Here is a 16418-nt window from a genome sequence, read left to right on the forward strand (position 1 = left end):
AGCGAGGAATCGTACGATATGATACTTATAATTACTGTATAGTCATAACTACCGTTAGTGTGGCGGACTAAAAAGGGGAGAGCATGATGAAGGTCTTGGCGCAGGTGGTTTTGGCCGGATTGGCCGCCAGTGTCGCAACCGGGTCCGCGGCGAAAACCGTGTCGCCGGGCGGGCCTGTGGTGGTCGTCGATACCGGCACCGTGCGCGGCACGGCCGATGGCGATCTCTTGTCCTTCAAGGGTCTGCCCTATGCCGCGCCGCCGATCGGTCCGTTGCGCTGGGCGCCGCCGGAGAAGGCAGCATCATGGACCGGCATACGCGCGGCCAGCAATTACGGACCCGCCTGCCTCCAGAAGATGAACGCCGATGGCAAGCCAAATGCCGGCGGCGTGACCGGCCCGACCAGCGAGGACTGCCTGTCGCTGAATGTCTGGACGCCCAAGGGAGCGAAGAAGGCGCCAGTGATGGTGTGGATCTATGGCGGCGGCAATGCCTATGGGGCCGGTTCGGTCGGGGCCTATGACGGATCGGCGTTCGCCCGTGACGGCGTGGTCCTGGTCACCTTCAATTACCGGCTCGGCACATTCGGCTTTTTCGCGCACCCTGAAGTGACCAAAGCGGCTGGGGACGGCGCACCGCTGGCAAATGATGCGCTGCTCGATCAGCGCGCAGCCTTGCAATGGGTTCAGCGCAACATTGCCGCGTTCGGTGGCGATCCGGCCAATGTGACGGTGTTCGGTGAATCCGCCGGCGGCATGGACATCCTCGCCTTGATGACCATGCCCTCGGCCAAGGGCCTGTTCGCCAAGGCGATCGTTGAATCGGGTGGCGGCTGGTGGCCAGCGGTGAGCCTGGCGACGCGCGAGGCCGAAGGCGTGAAAACCGTCACGCGCGCCGGTGCGCCCGCCGGGGCCAGTCTCGCCCAACTGCGCGCCCTGCCCGCCGCCGCCCTGCTCGCGGCAAGCGGCGAAGGCTATCTCCCGGCGACCGATGGCCGATTGCTGACCCTGTCGCCGCGTGAAGCCTTTGCCACCGGCCAGGTCGCCAAAGTGCCGCTGATCATTGGCTCCAACAGTTACGAAGCCTCGTTGCTGGCCGAATTCAAGCTGCCGGCTGCGGTGCTGGCCGCGATCGCACCAGCGCCGCTAAAGGCGGCCTATACCGATACCAAAACGGCTGACGATCTGGGTGAATCCGTGTTCGGCGACGCTGTCATGGGTGCGCCGGCACGCTGGGTCGCGTCCAAGGCGTCGGGCCATCCGGCGTGGCTCTATCATTTCTCCTATGTCATCGACGCCAAGCGGGCGACAGCCAAAGGCGCGGATCATGCCGCGGAAATCCCGTTCGTGTTCGATAGCTGGGAGCATCTCGGCGTGCTTGGTCAGGGCCTGCCGGTCAGCGACCGGGACCGCGCCGTCAGCAAGGTGATTCACTCCTGCTGGGTTGGGTTCGCCAGGACCGGCGCGCCGGTCTGTACTGGCGGCCCGGCATGGCCGGCCTATGTCGGTAGCGATGATTCCCTGATGGAATTCGCCGACAAGACGCGCGTCGCGCGGCAGTTCCGCAAAGCGCAATATGACGCTCAGGAAGCCCATCCCTTGCCGACGCTTGATCCAGGGCTGCTCGATCCCGGGAAATAGGGACGTTCCGAATTTCGGTGACGGCGCGCACATTACGCCTCCGACAGGGACCCCGATTGGCGCGCGCCCGCCCGAAGGCCGCCCCGGTCAGACGGTCCAGGTCCAGTCGATCGGATAGTTGAAAATCGCGGTGAAGGTCACGCCGACCGCCTCCATATCGCGGCGGCCGTCGACGACCATTTCCTGCAACTGGTCGAGCTGCGCCGCATGCTCATCGCTGTCCCACACACTGACCTGCACGATCGAGCCCTTTGGCGAGACGCCGGCATAAAAGTGCAGCAACCCCGGTAGCCGCCTCAGCGCCGGAATGATGTACGCCGAACTCTTCTTGCTCGCGGCGTCGACCTCGGCGAACCGGTCCGGGTCGAAACTGGCGCGCGAGACGCGGACAACGGCGGTGGCCGGCAATGACTCGGCTTGGGTGATTCTGTCCGTCATGGCGATCTGATCTCCTGGCAATCACAGGATGATCTACCATCCGCGCAGAGCGATCGAAACGCCATCGAACGCCGTGCGAACCGACCCGATCCGCCTCAATAATTCGGCCAGAGCCTTGGCGTCGCCACTTCGAGCACATGGCCATCGGGATCCTCGAAATAGAAGCTTCGGCCACCGGCCCGCCAGCGCATCTCGCCGCGCTCGACCACGCCGGCGGCACGAAGATGCGCGCACCACGCGTCATAGCTGTCCGCCGAAATCGCGAACGCCATGTGCAGCGGCCCCGACCCGTCATGGCCCGGAATGACGCCCATGTCGCTATGGCTGTCCTCGGTCGAGCCGCCGCGCCGGAACAGCAGCAGCACGGTCTGGCCGCCGGCATCGAACGCCGCCAGCGTCTCGGTCTCCAGCATGGTGGAGAGACCGATCACTTCACGGAAGAAACGGACCGACCGGTCCAGGTCTTCCACATATAAGGCTGTTTCCAGCACGCCGGTGATCTTTGGCCCAGTGATCTTTGGCTCAGTGATCTTTGGCTCAGTGATCTTTGGCTCAGTGTTCTTCGACATGTGAGTCCAGTTCCCGGGGATGCGCACCGCTCACCATATCCGACCCTGTGCCAATTGCACGCGTCACGGCGCGGGCCGCGCCCTGTCGGCCAACCGTGACGGGACAGTGCGCGCTCCACGCATCCAGTATGTCGCGACAGCAAGATGCGACGAATAACGTCTGGCGCAATCATTCGGCGGCCATTTTGAACAATCCCAACTCGATTTCCGCAACAATGTTCAGAATGGCTCAAAAACTTGTCACTCTCCGCAAGGAACAGGCCTATCAATCGATGATCGGTACCGCGTCGTCAAAGTTGTCGTGCGTCGTCGCGTGAATGTTCATGAGTTGACTTGACCTGAAAACGCATCGTGGATTTTGGTTATGGCTGATGACATCAAGAAAATCAGTGCAAAGGCGGCGCAGGCCGCGCTGACGGACGCGGTGGACTGGCGGCAATATGACGGCATGCGAATAGTGAAGAGTACCGCCTCATCCATTTACCTGGTGATGTGGGGTCAATTGCACTGGATTCCTGATCCCGGGACGTTCAACAGCGTTTTTCGGGACTGGAACGGTATCGTAACCAGCGACTATCTCACCAATTCAATTCCAATGGGCACGCCCTTGTCGGATTTGTCGTTCATCGCGATCAGCCCGGCGTCGCCGGCGCAATATCTGATCACGATGAACGCGAAGCACCTGATCCCGACCCCGGCCGTCGCGGACAAGTTCAACTTTCATTCGCCCGTAAAACTGCCCGTCCTGGCGCTGCAATATATTCCGTCCTGGACCGACGTCAGCTGATCGGGGCAAGCGCCCGGGGGATTGGTGACGCGGCCTGCATCGCGGCCCCAGCCCTCTGGCGGCGCCCCTCGACCCCGCTCAGACGGTCCAGGTCCAGTCGATCGGGTAGTTGAAAATCGGGGTGAACGTCACGCCGACCGCCTCCATATCCCGACGGCCGTCGATCACCATCTCCTTCAGCCGGTCCAACTGCGCCGCATGCTCGTCGGTGTCCCAGACGCTGACTTGCACGATCGAGCCCTTCGGCGAGAATTTTGGGGACACAATACTTATCTCACCCCGCGGCCAAGCCAGGCTCGAAAACACCCCGGGGATTGCGGAGGCACAATGAGAATAAATTACCATTGTGTCCCCGCAATCCCGCGTCCCCGTAATCCGCCCCCCTGAGCCAGCCATTACCGTCAGGCGACGCCGAGCTTCCCCCGCTCCCCGTCCCGGGGCGCCGCGAGTTCCTCGGGCGTCACGAACCCGGCCAGGTCTGCGGCCTCGAAGAATGGGCGGATCTCGACTTCGCTCTCGCCCGACATTGGATTGGGGCAGCGCTTCGCCCAGGCCACCGCCTCATCCATGTCCTTGACCTCCCAGATCGAGAAGCCGGCGACCAGTTCGCGGACTTCGGCGAACGGCCCGTCGATGACCGTGCGGCTGGGACCATTATAGACGATGCGCTTGCCCTGCGCGCTGGGCTTGAGGCCCGCGCCGGCGACGAAGACGCCGGCCTTGACCAGCTCCTCGGTGAAGTCGTCCATCGCCGCGAACGCTTCGAGCGCCTCGGGCGTCGGCGCGATGCCGTTTTCGCTGTCCTCGGTGGTTTTCACGAACACCATCACACGCATCGTCTGTCTCCTTGTTCGAGCCCGCCCCTTTGGCGCCTCACCGGAACGACGAACCAGCGTGCGGGGAATCGACATGGTTCCGCAAATTCTTTTCCGGTCTTTGACGAGCCGCGACGAAAATCATAGAAGCCCTTGGCACGCGACTGGCGATCAAGATGGCTACCATCGGGGAGCGTGCGGAAATGCCGCTCGCCTGGGCAATCGGAAAAATCCGATCAACCTCCAAATTGAGGGGGCCAGTGTGAGCGCGACGATAATCGACGGTAAAGCCTATGCCGAAAGCCTTGCGGACAGGATCGCGGCGGCAGTTCCAGCCTTCAAAGCCCGCACGGGTCGCGCACCCGGCCTGGCGGTCGTGTTGGTCGGCAGCGATCCCGCAAGCGAGATTTATGTCCGCAACAAGGGACGCAAAACCGTCGAGCTTGGCATGACAAGCTTCGAGCATATCCTTCCGGCGACGATCCGGCAGGAGGAACTGCTGAACATCGTCGCGGCACTGAACGCCAATGATCTGGTGGACGGCATTCTGGTCCAGCTCCCGCTCCCCGGGCATCTCGATGAACTGGCCATTGTCGCGGCGATCGATCCGGCAAAGGATGTCGATGGCCTTCACCCGCAAAGCGCGGGCCGGCTCGCTGCGGGAATTGCCGGGCCGGTGTCGTGCACACCGCTTGGCTGCCTGATGCTGCTCAAGAACGAACTCGGCGATCTCTCCGGCCTCGATGCCATCGTCGTTGGTCGCTCGATACTGGTGGGCAAGCCGATGGCCCAACTGCTGCTGAACGCGAATTGCACCGTGACGATAGCGCATTCCCGAACACGGAACCTCTCCGAAAAGGTTCGGCTGGCCGACATTGTCGTGGCGGCGTCCGGCCAGGCGGAAATGATCAAGGGAGACTGGATCAAGCCCGGAGCGGCGGTGATTGACGTGGGGACGACCCGGGTGATCCGTGACGGTAAGCGGAAACTTCTCGGCGATGTCGATTTTGACTCGGCCGTGACGATCGCCGGGGCGATCACACCGGTGCCCGGCGGGGTGGGCCCAATGACCATCATGACCTTGATGCACAACACGCTGGTCATCGCGCATCACCGCAGCGCCCTGCCCGTCCCGCCGCTCTGGTAACCGTGCCGCGTCGGCAGGATGAACTTTTGATTCAATCTACATTGGGAGGCGAGCGATCACTGATACCGTCAGTCTCACGCCGCTTCCCGCAGTGCCAAAATGCTGGATAACGGCCCCGGGATGACAACCTTGAAGCGTGCGCTATGATCGCCCGATGACCGCAACCAGCTATGTCCATCTGATCAGCGGCGCTCCCCCTCCCCAGCTTTCGCTCCCGCCGTTCAAGGCGATTATTGTCGCTGAGGATGCGGCCAATGACGGCTGGCGCGACGACGTGAGCGGATGGCTTGTCCGCAGCAATTGCCTCTATCTTTGTGCATGGGGCAATGCTTGCGAGGCGTGGCATGACAGCATGGATAACGCCAATATCGGGGAGTTCGAGGACGGGACGATACCCGATGACAGGTTCATCATGACGACATGGCATGAAAAGGAGCCACTGTCGGAAACGTTCTGGTTCGCAGGAATTTGCGCAGAGCATCCAACCGTCGAACTCGGGCACACACTCATCGTGCACATAGCGCCTTGCGAACGCAGCGACGCCCTTTTGGGAACAGTATCGATCTGCCAATATGGAATGAAGCGACCGACGGGAGCGAATGAGTGAGTTTCAAAACGACGGCAGCACTCACGGCATTGATCTGCATGCTGCGCCCAGCGCCAGTGGAATTCCGATGACGGCTTAGTTAATGTAAATTCTTGATTTTACAAAAAATTTATTCGAGAATCACATGAAAATAGACACTATATATGGAGAAAATAATGCAAGAGTAGTTGCACACTATAAATTGAATGGTGTGACTAATTATCTTGTCATTCCCTACGAAGGATATGGAGGGTTAAATGTGATATTGGAGCACGAATGCTCCATCGTCGACAATGATGCTGAATGGTTTGTTCCCACAACACACGGAGCCGCCGAGGAGGCATTTGTCGATATCGCCGCTTTTGATAACGATTTGCTGATTAGCATGATCGAACATGATTCAGAAGCCATGGAGAAATTCTTCGATCGACTGAAGGAAAGAGGAGGATTTCCGTAATAATTCCGGTGACGGCTTGCTTAACTTCTGAATCTCATTTGCGTTCAGTAGTGCGGAATGGATTGCCGGATTGATACACGCATCAGTCGTACGCCGGCCGCGGCGAGACGCAGAATCCGGCACAGAGCTTAAACTGTCCTTGTAATCACCGTAATTCTTGTCTCCGACATCTAATCCCGCGTAAATCGATATCGGGCATTTCTCCGCCTGGAGCCCCCGCCCGGCGACTCCGTTCCGGCAGGAAAAGGCGACCTCAATGACGCAACGTTACCGTCATTCGATCGACCGACAGGAGTGTATGAGTGAGCCTCAAAACCGCGACGGCACTCACGGCATTGATCTGCATGCTGCCCCCCGCGCCGGCAAACGCCACCGGGGCTCAACCGGGTGATGCCGCCGGGGTCGTGAAAACCATGGGCACGCTACGCCTGAATCTCGCGACCGGCAGGGTGGAAGGGCAAGTCTGCGTCTCGAACCGGCCGGCGGAATTTGCCGGCGCTTTTGCGCTGAATGCCGGGCTGAACGTCGCCAAAGTGACTGACGGCGACGGCAAGCCGCTGGCATTCCATGGCTGGTTCAATCCCGGGGTCAGCGGCGAAGCACGCATTTACACGCTGTCCGAGGCACCGCCGACTCTCTGCGTCCGCTATGTCGGCGCCTATCCCGTCTATCCGGCGCATGATGCGCCCGACGATTTCAAGGGCGTCATGGCGTTCAACGGCGACAGCGCCCGCTTCACTGAACAATCGGCCTGGGTCCCCACGCCCTATGACGACAAGGCGAAAGCGCGTGGCGGCAACAATGCCGCCTATGATCTGGATATCTACTGTGCGGGATGCCGCTATCTCTACATGAGCGGCAGCCCGGTGATCGAAGGCGATCACGGCAAGTTCAGCGCCACCGCACGACCCGACCTTTTCTTCGGCGGCACCGGACCGATCACCAGAACCGCGAACGTCACGATCCTCAACGAGGCGGTGCCGACCGCACAGGCCGACGCCCTGTCGAACATGGTCGGCAAGATCGATGCCTATTACCGCGGCTATATGGGACAGGCGGTCAGCGTGCGCCCGACTTTCCTGCGTGTCGTGATGATCAATCAGGTCGATCGCGATCGAAAGGGATCGGAATGGGGCTTCGCCGCATGGCCGACGATCGGCATGAGCGGCTCGGTCGGCAAGATCGGCCAGATATTGCTGACCGGCGGCGACGCGGTGGACAATAAGACCGGCTATATCGCCCATGAGATGGGCCATTATTATTTCGGCACGCTCGCGATCCCGGTCGAGGGTCCGTATTACGGCTTCATGTGGGAATCGACCGCCGAATTCCTCGCGCAAAAGGCCTTGCGGGCGATCAACGGCGATGCCGCGGCCGATCAGCGCGTCGCCGGCTGGGTCGCGAAGGTCGAAAAGCGCAAAGAGCCTTTTGCCGCGTTCGACAGGATCGCGGATCGATCCGCGATCGACGATATCTACCGATATGATTATGGGCCGCTTCTGCTGCTTGCGCTCGAAAAACAGGTCGGCGAAGCGAAGATGCGGGCATTCATGCGCGGCCTTCTCGCTACGCCCGGCCTGCGCAGCTGGGCTGAGCTTCAGGCTGTCGCCGGCAAGGCCGGCATCGACGACGCGGCGTGGGAGAGCTGGCGCAACCGATGCGTTGCCGACGGCAAGCGAGCCTGTTGATTGGGGCAAGCGTGCCGGCATTCGGTGGCGCGGCCCGTATGCGGCCCCGGCCCGCTGCCGACGCCTCCCGGAACCCGGTCAAACGCGCCTCCGGGCACGCCGCTTCGTTGAGCGCGATGATCGGTCGGGCGCCTTGAGCAGACCCCAACCGTCATCGCAGCTCGGCGTTTTACCCGATGACCAATTGGCTCGACACCGTCTGGAATGTTCCTGGATACAGGAAGCTCGAAGACGTTATCACCCCGGTCACATTATTGTAGGTCTCGGTTCCATACGAAAAAATGGCCCCTGCACCAATCGGGGTTGGAACGATTGGACCTCCGGTGATGACCAATTGAGTTATACTTGTTGTGGTCAGTACGGCAGTCGTGAATCCTGAGCTGACACATCCCGGCGGCCCGGAGGTTGAGCCGGACGTGAATGTGACAACACCGGGAATGGTCGCTGTTCCTACAGTTGTTACAGTTCCGGACATCGAAAGGGTACAGACCGGAGGACCGGTAAACACGGCGAATGTCCCGGTCACGTTAACTGCCTGGCCAAGCCCCGGCGATGCGATCGGATTTGCCATCGCGGCTCCGGCCGTACCAAGGCAAGCAAGCGCAACGATGCATTTAAAGATGGTTCTCATGCCTGTTTCCTCTCCATTTTTTGCTATGCCGATGACAGTTTACTGACGCGGGCCGGCCATGCCGAGACATGCAAGGACGGACGGGACCTTGCGATCTTCATTAATCATCTCCCGTCGATCACAGTCCCTGGCTATCGGCCGAAACTGTTCGAATGACCGACACGCAGCGACATGAAAGCATAGTTTTGACTATTGTTAAATAGTATCTGCAACTGAACTGGTGCAATCGCTTATTCGGGAAATTCGTGGCAGCGCACAAATTTTGGGGACACAATACTTATCTCCACCCCACGACCAAGGGCGAGCTCAAAAACAACTTTGGGGATCGCGGAGACACGATGGAAATAAATTACTATTGTGTCCCCAAAATGTTCTTAAGCGGGAATTCGGCGACACGTCGCCAATGCGCGACATGACCGACGCCCTGCTCTCGGATTGTCAGATGCATCGGACCTCGCTAGCGCCGCCAGGCATATGGCCGGAGGCTCGGTCTCGAACCTGCCCTGGCCTGTTGAGCTGAAGGTGAACGGGAACGCCATGATCAAGACGTCGCGGATGAAAATGAATTGGCTGACCATGGCTGCGGCCGCAGCGATGATCGGGACGCCGGCGCTGGCGCAGCCGAGCGGGAACAACGAACGGGAATTTCCGGGGCAACTGGACAGCAAGAGCCCGCGGGACGACGGCAGCCCCTACCAGGTCCGCACCATGTCGCTGGAGGCGGGCAAGCGTTATGCGTTCAGCGCGGCGTCCGAAGATTTCGACCCCAAGATGCGCCTTTCCTTCGCCGACGATAATGACGAGGAAATCGCAAAGGACGACGATAGCGGTGAGGGGACCAACGCCTATATCGAGTTCACGCCCGCGCGAAGCGGGACATACCGCGTGCGCGTGTCCGCCGTCGGCGAGAACAAGGGCGCTTATGTAGTGAAGGTGCGCGACCTTCTCCCCCTGCCGCCCTTGTTGCGACCAAACCCAACCGGGAGCAGCACGCTCGTCTTCAAACAATATGCCGGCGCGCTGACGCAGACCGATGCCGAGATAAACGGTCGCCATGTTGACGACTATGTGTTCCACTTCGAGGGCGGCAAGCAGGTCCTGATCTCGATGGACCATGAGGACGACGACCTCGATCCGCTGTTGCAGGTCTATCCGGCGGACAAACGCCAAGGCAGTGACCCGATTGCCGGCGACGATGACAATGGCGGCAAGATGAACGCGTTCCTTGTCTTCATCCCCGAAGAAAGCGGCGACTATATCGTGCGCGCGTCAGGTTCGACCGGCGATCGCAGCACCGGACGCTATCAATTGCGCGTCGGGCAGCAGCCCTGATCCGTAGAGCGGGCAATGGCGTCTGCGCGGTGATCTCGCGACACAGAATTTTGGGGACACAATACTTATCTCCGCCCCCCCCACAGCCAAGGGCAGGCTCAAAAACCATTTCGGGGATCGCGGAGGCACAATGGGAATAAATTAGTATCGTGTCCCCATAATCCTGCTTGAGAAGAAACAGCATATGAAAGCGCGCGGCCTCGCTTCGCCCGACGATGCCGATGCGCTGGCGCTGACCTTTGCTACGCCGGTCATGCCGCGTGAAGCCCTGATGTGGCTGGCCTGTCATCCCACCTTGCGCCAACTCACAGAGGAAGAGGAATGGGAACGCACCTATCGCGCGATGCGGCCCGGGAACGGCGACTGATCCGATGCCGGTTTCTCGGTCCTGAAATCAGATGACCTTGGATCGACTTCCCTCCGTCATCCCCGCGAAAGCGGGGATGACGGGAATGGCCCGATCACATGTTATCCGCGCCGATCTGCAATTCGCCCTTCGCCGGGGAAGCACTCGAGAAGGTTATGGCTCACGCGGAGACGCGGAGGCGCGGAGGCGCGGAGGCGCGGAGGCGCGGAGGCGCGGAGGCGCGGAGGCGCGGAGGCGCGGAGGCGCGGAGGCGCGGAGGCGCGGAGGCGCGGAGATGATGCGCTCGGTGGCACGGTCAACCTGTGAAGAACAACCGATCCGCGAGCAGGCAAGTTATCGCAGCGCGATGACCGCGCCCGATAGACTCTCCGCGCCTCCGCGTGAACCCTCTTCCTACTCCACCAACGCGAACGTCGGGACGACCTCAGTTATCATCCCCCATGCGAAGCGCGGCAATGAACGCCTCTTGCGGAATACTCACCGAGCCATATTCGCGCATCCGCTTCTTGCCCTCTTTCTGCTTGTCGAGCAGCTTCTTCTTGCGGCTGATATCGCCGCCGTAACACTTGGCGGTCACGTCCTTGCGCATCGCCGCGATCGTCTCGCGCGCGATCACCTTGCCGCCGATCGCGGCCTGGATCGGGATCTTGAACAAATGGCGCGGGATCAAATCCTTCAACCGCTCGCACATGCCGCGCCCGCGCGCTTCGGCGGTCCCGCGATGCACGATCATGCTCAGCGCATCGACCGGCTCGGCATTGACCAGGATGCTCATCTTGACCAGGTCGCCCTCGCGATAGCCGATCTGGTGATAATCGAAGCTGGCATAACCCCGGCTGATGCTCTTCAGCCGGTCGTAGAAATCGAACACCACTTCGTTGAGCGGCAATTCATAGGTCACCTGCGCGCGGCCCGCGACATAGGTCAGGTTCTTCTGGATGCCGCGCCGGTCCTGGCACAGCTTCAGGATCGGGCCGAGATATTCGTCGGGGCAGTAAATCACCGCCTCGATCCACGGCTCGGAAATCAGCGCGATCTTGTTGGGATCGGGCATGTCGGCCGGATTGTGCAGCTCAAGATGCCCGCCGCCATGCGTCAGCTCGATCTCATAGACCACCGACGGCGCAGTGGTGATCAGGTCGAGATCATATTCGCGCGTCAGCCGCTCCTGGATGATCTCCAGATGCAGCAGGCCAAGGAAACCGCAGCGGAAGCCGAAGCCAAGCGCGGCACTCGATTCCATCTCGAACGTGAAGCTGGCGTCGTTCAGCCGAAGCTTGCCGATCGACTCGCGCAATTTCTCGAAATCCGCCGCATCGACCGGGAACAGGCCGCAGAACACCACTGGCTGGACCAGCTTGAAGCCGGGCAGCGCCTCGGTCGCCGGGCGCTTGGCATCAGTGATGGTGTCGCCGACCGCGGTCTGCGCCACTTCCTTGATCTGCGCGGTGATGAAGCCGATCTCGCCCACGCCAAGCTCAGTGAGCTGTTCGATCTTGGGCCGGAAACAGCCGACCCGGTCGACCAGATGCGTCGTGCCGGTCGCCATGAACTTGATCTGCTGACCCTTTTTCAGGGTGCCGGCCATCACGCGGACCAGGATGACGACGCCGAGATACGGGTCGTACCAGCTGTCGACCAGCATCGCCTTCAGCGGCGCATCGGCGTCGCCCTTGGGCGGCGGAATGCGCGTGACGATCGCCTCCAGCACTTCCTCGATGCCGATGCCCGACTTGGCGCTGGTCAGCACCGCATTGGACGCGTCGAGCCCGATCACTTCCTCAATCTCGGCCCGCACCTTTTCCGCGTCGGCGGCGGGCAGGTCGATCTTGTTGATCACGGGCACGATCTCATGATCATGCTCGATCGACTGATAGACATTGGCGAGTGTCTGCGCTTCGACGCCCTGTGCGGCGTCGACCACCAGCAGCGCGCCCTCGCATGCAGCCAGGCTGCGCGAGACCTCGTACGCGAAGTCGACATGCCCAGGCGTGTCCATCAGGTTGAGCGTATAGGTCTCGCCGTCATGCGCCTTGTAACTCAGGCGCACCGTCTGCGCCTTGATGGTGATCCCGCGCTCTTTCTCGATATCCATGTTATCAAGAACTTGCTCGGACATCTCGCGCGCGGTCAGCCCGCCGGTGACCTGGATCAGACGGTCGGCGAGCGTCGATTTACCATGATCGATATGGGCGATGATCGAAAAATTGCGGATCTTGTCGAGCGGGGTCACTGTTTTCTCTGGATGTCGTGCAGGGCGTGGCTTGCCATAGCATCGCGCGGTGACATGGCAACCAAGAGGCAATTGCGGTTTTTCGCCAATGGTGCGACGAGATATTCAAGGGCGCGAATCATTTTTTGTAAAAGGGAATGCCACATGGCTAGAAAAATTATGCTCGCCGGGGCAGCGATGCTGCTGATTACCACAACGCCGGCACTTGCCGGCAAGGAACCGAAACAGGCCAAGGCGTCGAATGGCCAGCAATTGCAGCAGGCCGCCATGAGCGACGTCCCGCGTTGCCCACGCAAGCACGGCACCGTGTCGATCGCGGATGGCGACGATCCCTCGGGCTGGACGCAGAATAATCTTGCCCCGCCGCAAAAGCTGCTGCGCGTGCTGGTGCAACGTTCGGGCTGCTTCAACATCGTCGATCGCGGCACCGGGCTGAAGGCCGCGCAGAGCGAACGCAATATCGGCAGCGACCTCGGCCTGCAGCGCCGGTCGAATGTCGGCCAGGGCCAGATCAAGGCGGCCGACTATGTGCTCGTCGCTGAAATCCAGGGCGCCAACGGCAATGTCAGCGGCAATGGCGTGGCCGGGGCCGCAGGCGCGATTCTCGGCGGTCCGATCGGCGGCCTGCTCGGCGGCATCAAGTCGCGCAAGCTCGAAGCGAACACCGTGCTGTCGCTGACCAATGTCCGCACCACCGAAACGATCGCAGTCGAAGACGGCTATGCCGCCAAGAAGGATACCAGCTTCGCGATCGGCGGCGTGTTCGGCGGCGGCGGTGTCGGCGTGGGCGGCATCGGCGGCGGTTATGAGAGCACTGATATCGGCCGCATCGTGACGCTGTCGTTCATCCAGGCCTATACCAAGATGGTCACCAGCCTCGGCTATATCACGCCGGGCGACGAAGGCACGGCACAGGCCGCGCCGCAAAAGACCTTCACCACACAGGGTCCGGTCGTCATGCGCCGCACCGCCAATGCCAAGGGTGCGCTGGTCCGCTCCTTGCCGCCCGGCTCGATCGTCTATCCGACCGGCGCCCAGAACGGGCTGTGGTGGGAAGTCGCCGACGAGAATGACAATGTCGGCTGGGTGCTGAACTCGAAGCTGGCGCCGAGCCAGCTCCCTGACTGCAACACGCGTGACCGGTCGCGCGGCGTTTGCTGATCGCCTGACCCAATGCCTATCGCCGCCGCCCGGAAAGGTTTCGGGCGGCGGCACATACCGCACATATTCGGGTGTGCATCGACCAGAACCGTACATCGACACGGGGCGGAGACAGGCCTAGGCTGGCGCCATCCCCGCCGTCGGAGCCGCCATCATGAAACCAGTCGCCACTTTCCTTGCCCTTTCCGCCGCCGCGATGCTGACTCAACCGGCCAGTGCCGCGCTCTCGGTCGGCGCCAAAGCGCCGGTCATCACCACCAAGGCCGCGCTTGGGGGCAAGCCGTTCGATTTCGTGATGGCCAAGGCGCTGAAAAAGGGCCCGGTGGTGATCTATTTCTTCCCCGCCGCCTTCACGCAGGGCTGCACGATCGAAACGCATGAATTCGCCGAAGCCGCCGCCGAGTTCGAACAAAATGGCGCGACGCTGATCGGCCTGTCCGCCGACCCAATCGACAAGCTCGCCAAATTCTCGGTCGAGGCGTGCCGCAACAAATTTCCCGTCGGCGTCGCGACGCCTGCGACCATCACCGGCTATGACGTGCCGCTCAAGGCCGGCGCGACCATGACCAACCGCACCTCCTATGTCATCGCGCCCAATGGCACGGTGCTCTACACTCTGTCGCAGATGAACCCGGCCGGCCATGTCCAGGGCACGCTCGATGCCGTGAAGGCGTGGAAAGCAGCGAAGAAGCGCTAGGGGCGAGCGGTCGCGATGATGGGCGCGAATAACGTCTGATTGCCGAACCGCCGTCATCCCCGCGAAAGCGGGGATCCCGCTGCCTAGCCCCGCACTCAGAAGAAGAAGAAGCGGGATCAGTACCGGGTTGAGCGTGCCCCGCATGTTCAAGGATCGTCCGGGGGACGATCCGACCCGGTGCTCGTTCGCGGGGATGACGGGGACGGACCTGCTTCAACCAATCCAGTCCTCAGACCACCCGATTCAACCCGGCTCGCGGTCGTAATATTCGACGGTGTCTTCGGCCCGGAACATCTTGCGCAATGCCCGCTCTCCACGGTTACCCGCAACCACCAGCACCTTGCCCGAATCCGGATATTCGCACGCCTCGACCGGGACCAATGTCGACAGCGACAGGTACCGCATCACCGTCGTGCCGGTATTGATGATCTGATGCGCGACTTCCGCACCACCGGTCGGGCAAGCAATGACATCGTGCGCACGGAGCGGATACCGCGCCGCGCCAAAGCGGAGCTCGCCCTCGCCTTCCAGGATGAAGAACATCTCCTCCTCGCCGTGATGGCTGTGGAACGGGCACTGAATCTTGCCGGGCGGCAGGACAGTCAGATTATATCCCAGGTTCCTCGCGCCGATATGATCGCTGATCGTCGCGCGGCTCGATGTGTAGAGGCCATTCTCTTCGACGTCGTCAAACTCGACCTCATCGAGATTCATGACGGGCTTCACCATAAGTCTCTCCCGGTCGCTGTGCGCACGCTGGCAACAGGATGACTACAATATTAGCCCCGGCGGCGCGATCAATCCCGCGGCCTCGATCGCGGCGAGTGCGCAGTCGAACCGCGCCTCGCCCTCACCCCACACCAGCGCCCAGGGCACGCCGCGCCGTTCGAGTTCGGCGCGCGACAGATCGAAGAAACGCTGCCGCTGCGCTACCGATCCGAACATGCGCGTGCCGTCCTCGATCCACGGCAAGTCGATGTCGAACAGCAGATAAAGGTCGGCGGTGCCGGTCCAGGCATCGAACCACGGATCGCGCCGGCCGAACAGCATGTCCGCCCAGACCGCGCTCATCAACGGATCGGTGTCGAGGATCAGCGGATCGATACCGCTCATGGCCTGGGTGAGCCGGTCATGCGTCTGCGCGATCGTGACCAGGTCGGCCATGGTGAAATCCACGCCATGCGCTTCGGCAAAGGTGCGGCCATATTCATCGACCACCGCCCCGCCGAGATGTCGGGCAAGCCGCGGCGCGAGCGTCGACTTGCCGGTGCTTTCCGGGCCGTGCAGGCAGATCCGCCGCGTCATGCCGCCTTCCGCTCCGCGCGGCGCCAGTCGATCAGGCCCCAGGTCGAGACGCCCAGCAGCACGAGATACAGCGCACAGGCCACCCATAAATCCTTCACCGCGTACATGCCGATCGCGACCACATCGACTGCGATCCACAACAGCCAGTTCTCGATCTTCTGTCGCGACAACAGGATCTGTGCGGCGATGCTGGTCATCGCCACGCCGGCGTCGAGCCAGGGCAAGGACGCGTCCGTGAAGCGGTGCATCAGCCAGCCCCAGCCCGCCGTCGCCGCCGCGATGCCGCCGACCCAGACCCAGCGATCCGCCGGCGGCATCCGCTCGACCCGGACATCGCCCTCATGCGCGACCGATTGCGACCAATGCCGCCAGCCATAAAGATTGATGACCAGGAAAAAGCCCTGCAGCAGCGCATCGCTGTACAGCTTCGCGTGGAAGAATATCCATGCGTAGAGCAGCACCCCGGCAATCGCGAACGCATAGTTCCAGATGCTGCGGCGCGCGACCAGCGCGACATTGATGACGATGAGGAGGGAGGCAAGCGCCTCGATGAGGGACATCGGCC

The 16418-nt window shown here is 61.5% G+C and carries 18 protein-coding genes and 1 riboswitch; of the genes, 10 read left to right on the forward strand and 8 right to left on the reverse strand.

Annotated elements, in window-relative coordinates:
- The first annotated feature begins 83 nt into the window (after nt 1-83).
- Nucleotides 84-1640, forward strand: a complete 1557-nt coding sequence (locus OO12_RS01210) for a carboxylesterase/lipase family protein (RefSeq protein ID WP_052215386.1) — start codon at nt 84-86, stop codon at nt 1638-1640.
- Between the two features lie 87 nt (nt 1641-1727).
- Here the strand turns inward: OO12_RS01210 and OO12_RS01215 are convergent, their stop codons facing one another.
- Together OO12_RS01215 and OO12_RS01220 are read right to left on the reverse strand one after the other, a co-directional pair.
- Nucleotides 1728-2078: a hypothetical protein gene (locus tag OO12_RS01215; protein ID WP_034156771.1), complete on the reverse strand. Its 351-nt coding sequence runs from the start codon at nt 2076-2078 to the stop codon at nt 1728-1730.
- A gap of 95 nt (nt 2079-2173) precedes the next feature.
- Nucleotides 2174-2647 carry a VOC family protein gene (locus tag OO12_RS01220; RefSeq protein WP_082006261.1) on the reverse strand — a complete coding sequence of 158 codons (474 nt, stop codon included), beginning with the start codon at nt 2645-2647 and terminating at the stop codon, nt 2174-2176.
- A 364-nt stretch (nt 2648-3011) separates the two neighbouring features.
- On the opposite strand from OO12_RS01220, the gene OO12_RS01230 reads away from it, so the two are divergent.
- On the forward strand, nt 3012-3434 hold the full coding sequence (locus OO12_RS01230; RefSeq protein ID WP_034156773.1) for a hypothetical protein: 423 nt from the start codon (nt 3012-3014) through the stop codon (nt 3432-3434).
- Nucleotides 3435-3512: 78 nt separating this feature from the next.
- Here OO12_RS01230 and OO12_RS01235 read toward each other — a convergent pair whose 3' ends face one another.
- Together OO12_RS01235 and OO12_RS01240 are read right to left on the reverse strand one after the other, a co-directional pair.
- A complete protein-coding gene (locus tag OO12_RS01235) occupies nt 3513-3698 on the reverse strand; it encodes a hypothetical protein (protein WP_034156774.1) in 186 nt (61 codons plus the stop codon).
- Between the two features lie 137 nt (nt 3699-3835).
- The gene (locus OO12_RS01240) at nt 3836-4270 is read right to left on the reverse strand and encodes a YciI family protein (protein WP_034156775.1); all 435 of its coding nucleotides are present in this window, start codon (nt 4268-4270) and stop codon (nt 3836-3838) included.
- A 129-nt stretch (nt 4271-4399) separates the two neighbouring features.
- Nucleotides 4400-4476: riboswitch (ZMP/ZTP riboswitch) on the forward strand.
- 35 nt (nt 4477-4511) lie between these two features.
- Between OO12_RS01240 and folD the strand changes: the two genes are divergently transcribed.
- The 6 genes from folD to OO12_RS01275 all read left to right on the forward strand — a co-directional run bounded on the left by folD (nt 4512) and on the right by OO12_RS01275 (nt 10457).
- Nucleotides 4512-5396: a bifunctional methylenetetrahydrofolate dehydrogenase/methenyltetrahydrofolate cyclohydrolase FolD gene (folD, locus tag OO12_RS01245; RefSeq protein ID WP_443024532.1), complete on the forward strand. Its 885-nt coding sequence runs from the start codon at nt 4512-4514 to the stop codon at nt 5394-5396.
- Nucleotides 5397-5550: 154 nt separating this feature from the next.
- On the forward strand, nt 5551-6003 hold the full coding sequence (locus OO12_RS01250) for a DUF7684 family protein (protein ID WP_052215387.1): 453 nt from the start codon (nt 5551-5553) through the stop codon (nt 6001-6003).
- Between the two features lie 124 nt (nt 6004-6127).
- Complete coding sequence (locus OO12_RS27825) at nt 6128-6439, forward strand: hypothetical protein (RefSeq protein ID WP_152616197.1); 312 nt, start codon at nt 6128-6130, stop codon at nt 6437-6439.
- A 302-nt stretch (nt 6440-6741) separates the two neighbouring features.
- Nucleotides 6742-8127 carry a hypothetical protein gene (locus OO12_RS01255; protein ID WP_152616198.1) on the forward strand — a complete coding sequence of 462 codons (1386 nt, stop codon included), beginning with the start codon at nt 6742-6744 and terminating at the stop codon, nt 8125-8127.
- A gap of 1105 nt (nt 8128-9232) precedes the next feature.
- Complete coding sequence (locus OO12_RS01265) at nt 9233-10090, forward strand: PPC domain-containing protein (protein WP_034156777.1); 858 nt, start codon at nt 9233-9235, stop codon at nt 10088-10090.
- 184 nt (nt 10091-10274) lie between these two features.
- Nucleotides 10275-10457, forward strand: a complete 183-nt coding sequence (locus OO12_RS01275) for a hypothetical protein (protein ID WP_034156779.1) — start codon at nt 10275-10277, stop codon at nt 10455-10457.
- Nucleotides 10458-10881: 424 nt separating this feature from the next.
- Here the strand turns inward: OO12_RS01275 and lepA are convergent, their stop codons facing one another.
- On the reverse strand, nt 10882-12690 hold the full coding sequence (gene lepA, locus OO12_RS01280) for a translation elongation factor 4 (protein ID WP_034156780.1): 1809 nt from the start codon (nt 12688-12690) through the stop codon (nt 10882-10884).
- 144 nt (nt 12691-12834) lie between these two features.
- Between lepA and OO12_RS01285 the strand changes: the two genes are divergently transcribed.
- Both OO12_RS01285 and OO12_RS01290 read left to right on the forward strand, forming a co-directional pair.
- The gene (locus tag OO12_RS01285) at nt 12835-13851 is read left to right on the forward strand and encodes a CsgG/HfaB family protein (RefSeq protein WP_235364636.1); all 1017 of its coding nucleotides are present in this window, start codon (nt 12835-12837) and stop codon (nt 13849-13851) included.
- A gap of 154 nt (nt 13852-14005) precedes the next feature.
- Complete coding sequence (locus OO12_RS01290; RefSeq protein ID WP_034156781.1) at nt 14006-14548, forward strand: peroxiredoxin; 543 nt, start codon at nt 14006-14008, stop codon at nt 14546-14548.
- Nucleotides 14549-14791: 243 nt separating this feature from the next.
- Here OO12_RS01290 and OO12_RS01295 read toward each other — a convergent pair whose 3' ends face one another.
- Genes OO12_RS01295 through pnuC form a run of 3 tightly spaced genes read right to left on the reverse strand, consistent with a single transcriptional unit; the run spans nt 14792 to nt 16413 of the window.
- A complete protein-coding gene (locus OO12_RS01295; RefSeq protein WP_034156782.1) occupies nt 14792-15277 on the reverse strand; it encodes a cupin domain-containing protein in 486 nt (161 codons plus the stop codon).
- A gap of 42 nt (nt 15278-15319) precedes the next feature.
- Entirely contained in the window at nt 15320-15853 is a 534-nt protein-coding gene (locus OO12_RS01300) for an AAA family ATPase (RefSeq protein WP_034156783.1), read from the reverse strand.
- Complete coding sequence (gene pnuC, locus OO12_RS01305) at nt 15850-16413, reverse strand: nicotinamide riboside transporter PnuC (protein ID WP_034156784.1); 564 nt, start codon at nt 16411-16413, stop codon at nt 15850-15852. The genes OO12_RS01300 and pnuC overlap by 4 nt, the downstream gene beginning before the upstream one ends.
- Nucleotides 16414-16418: the final 5 nt, after the last annotated feature.

It is taken from the genome of Sphingomonas sp. ERG5 (assembly GCF_000803065.1).
Taxonomy (GTDB): Bacteria; Pseudomonadota; Alphaproteobacteria; order Sphingomonadales; family Sphingomonadaceae; genus Sphingomonas.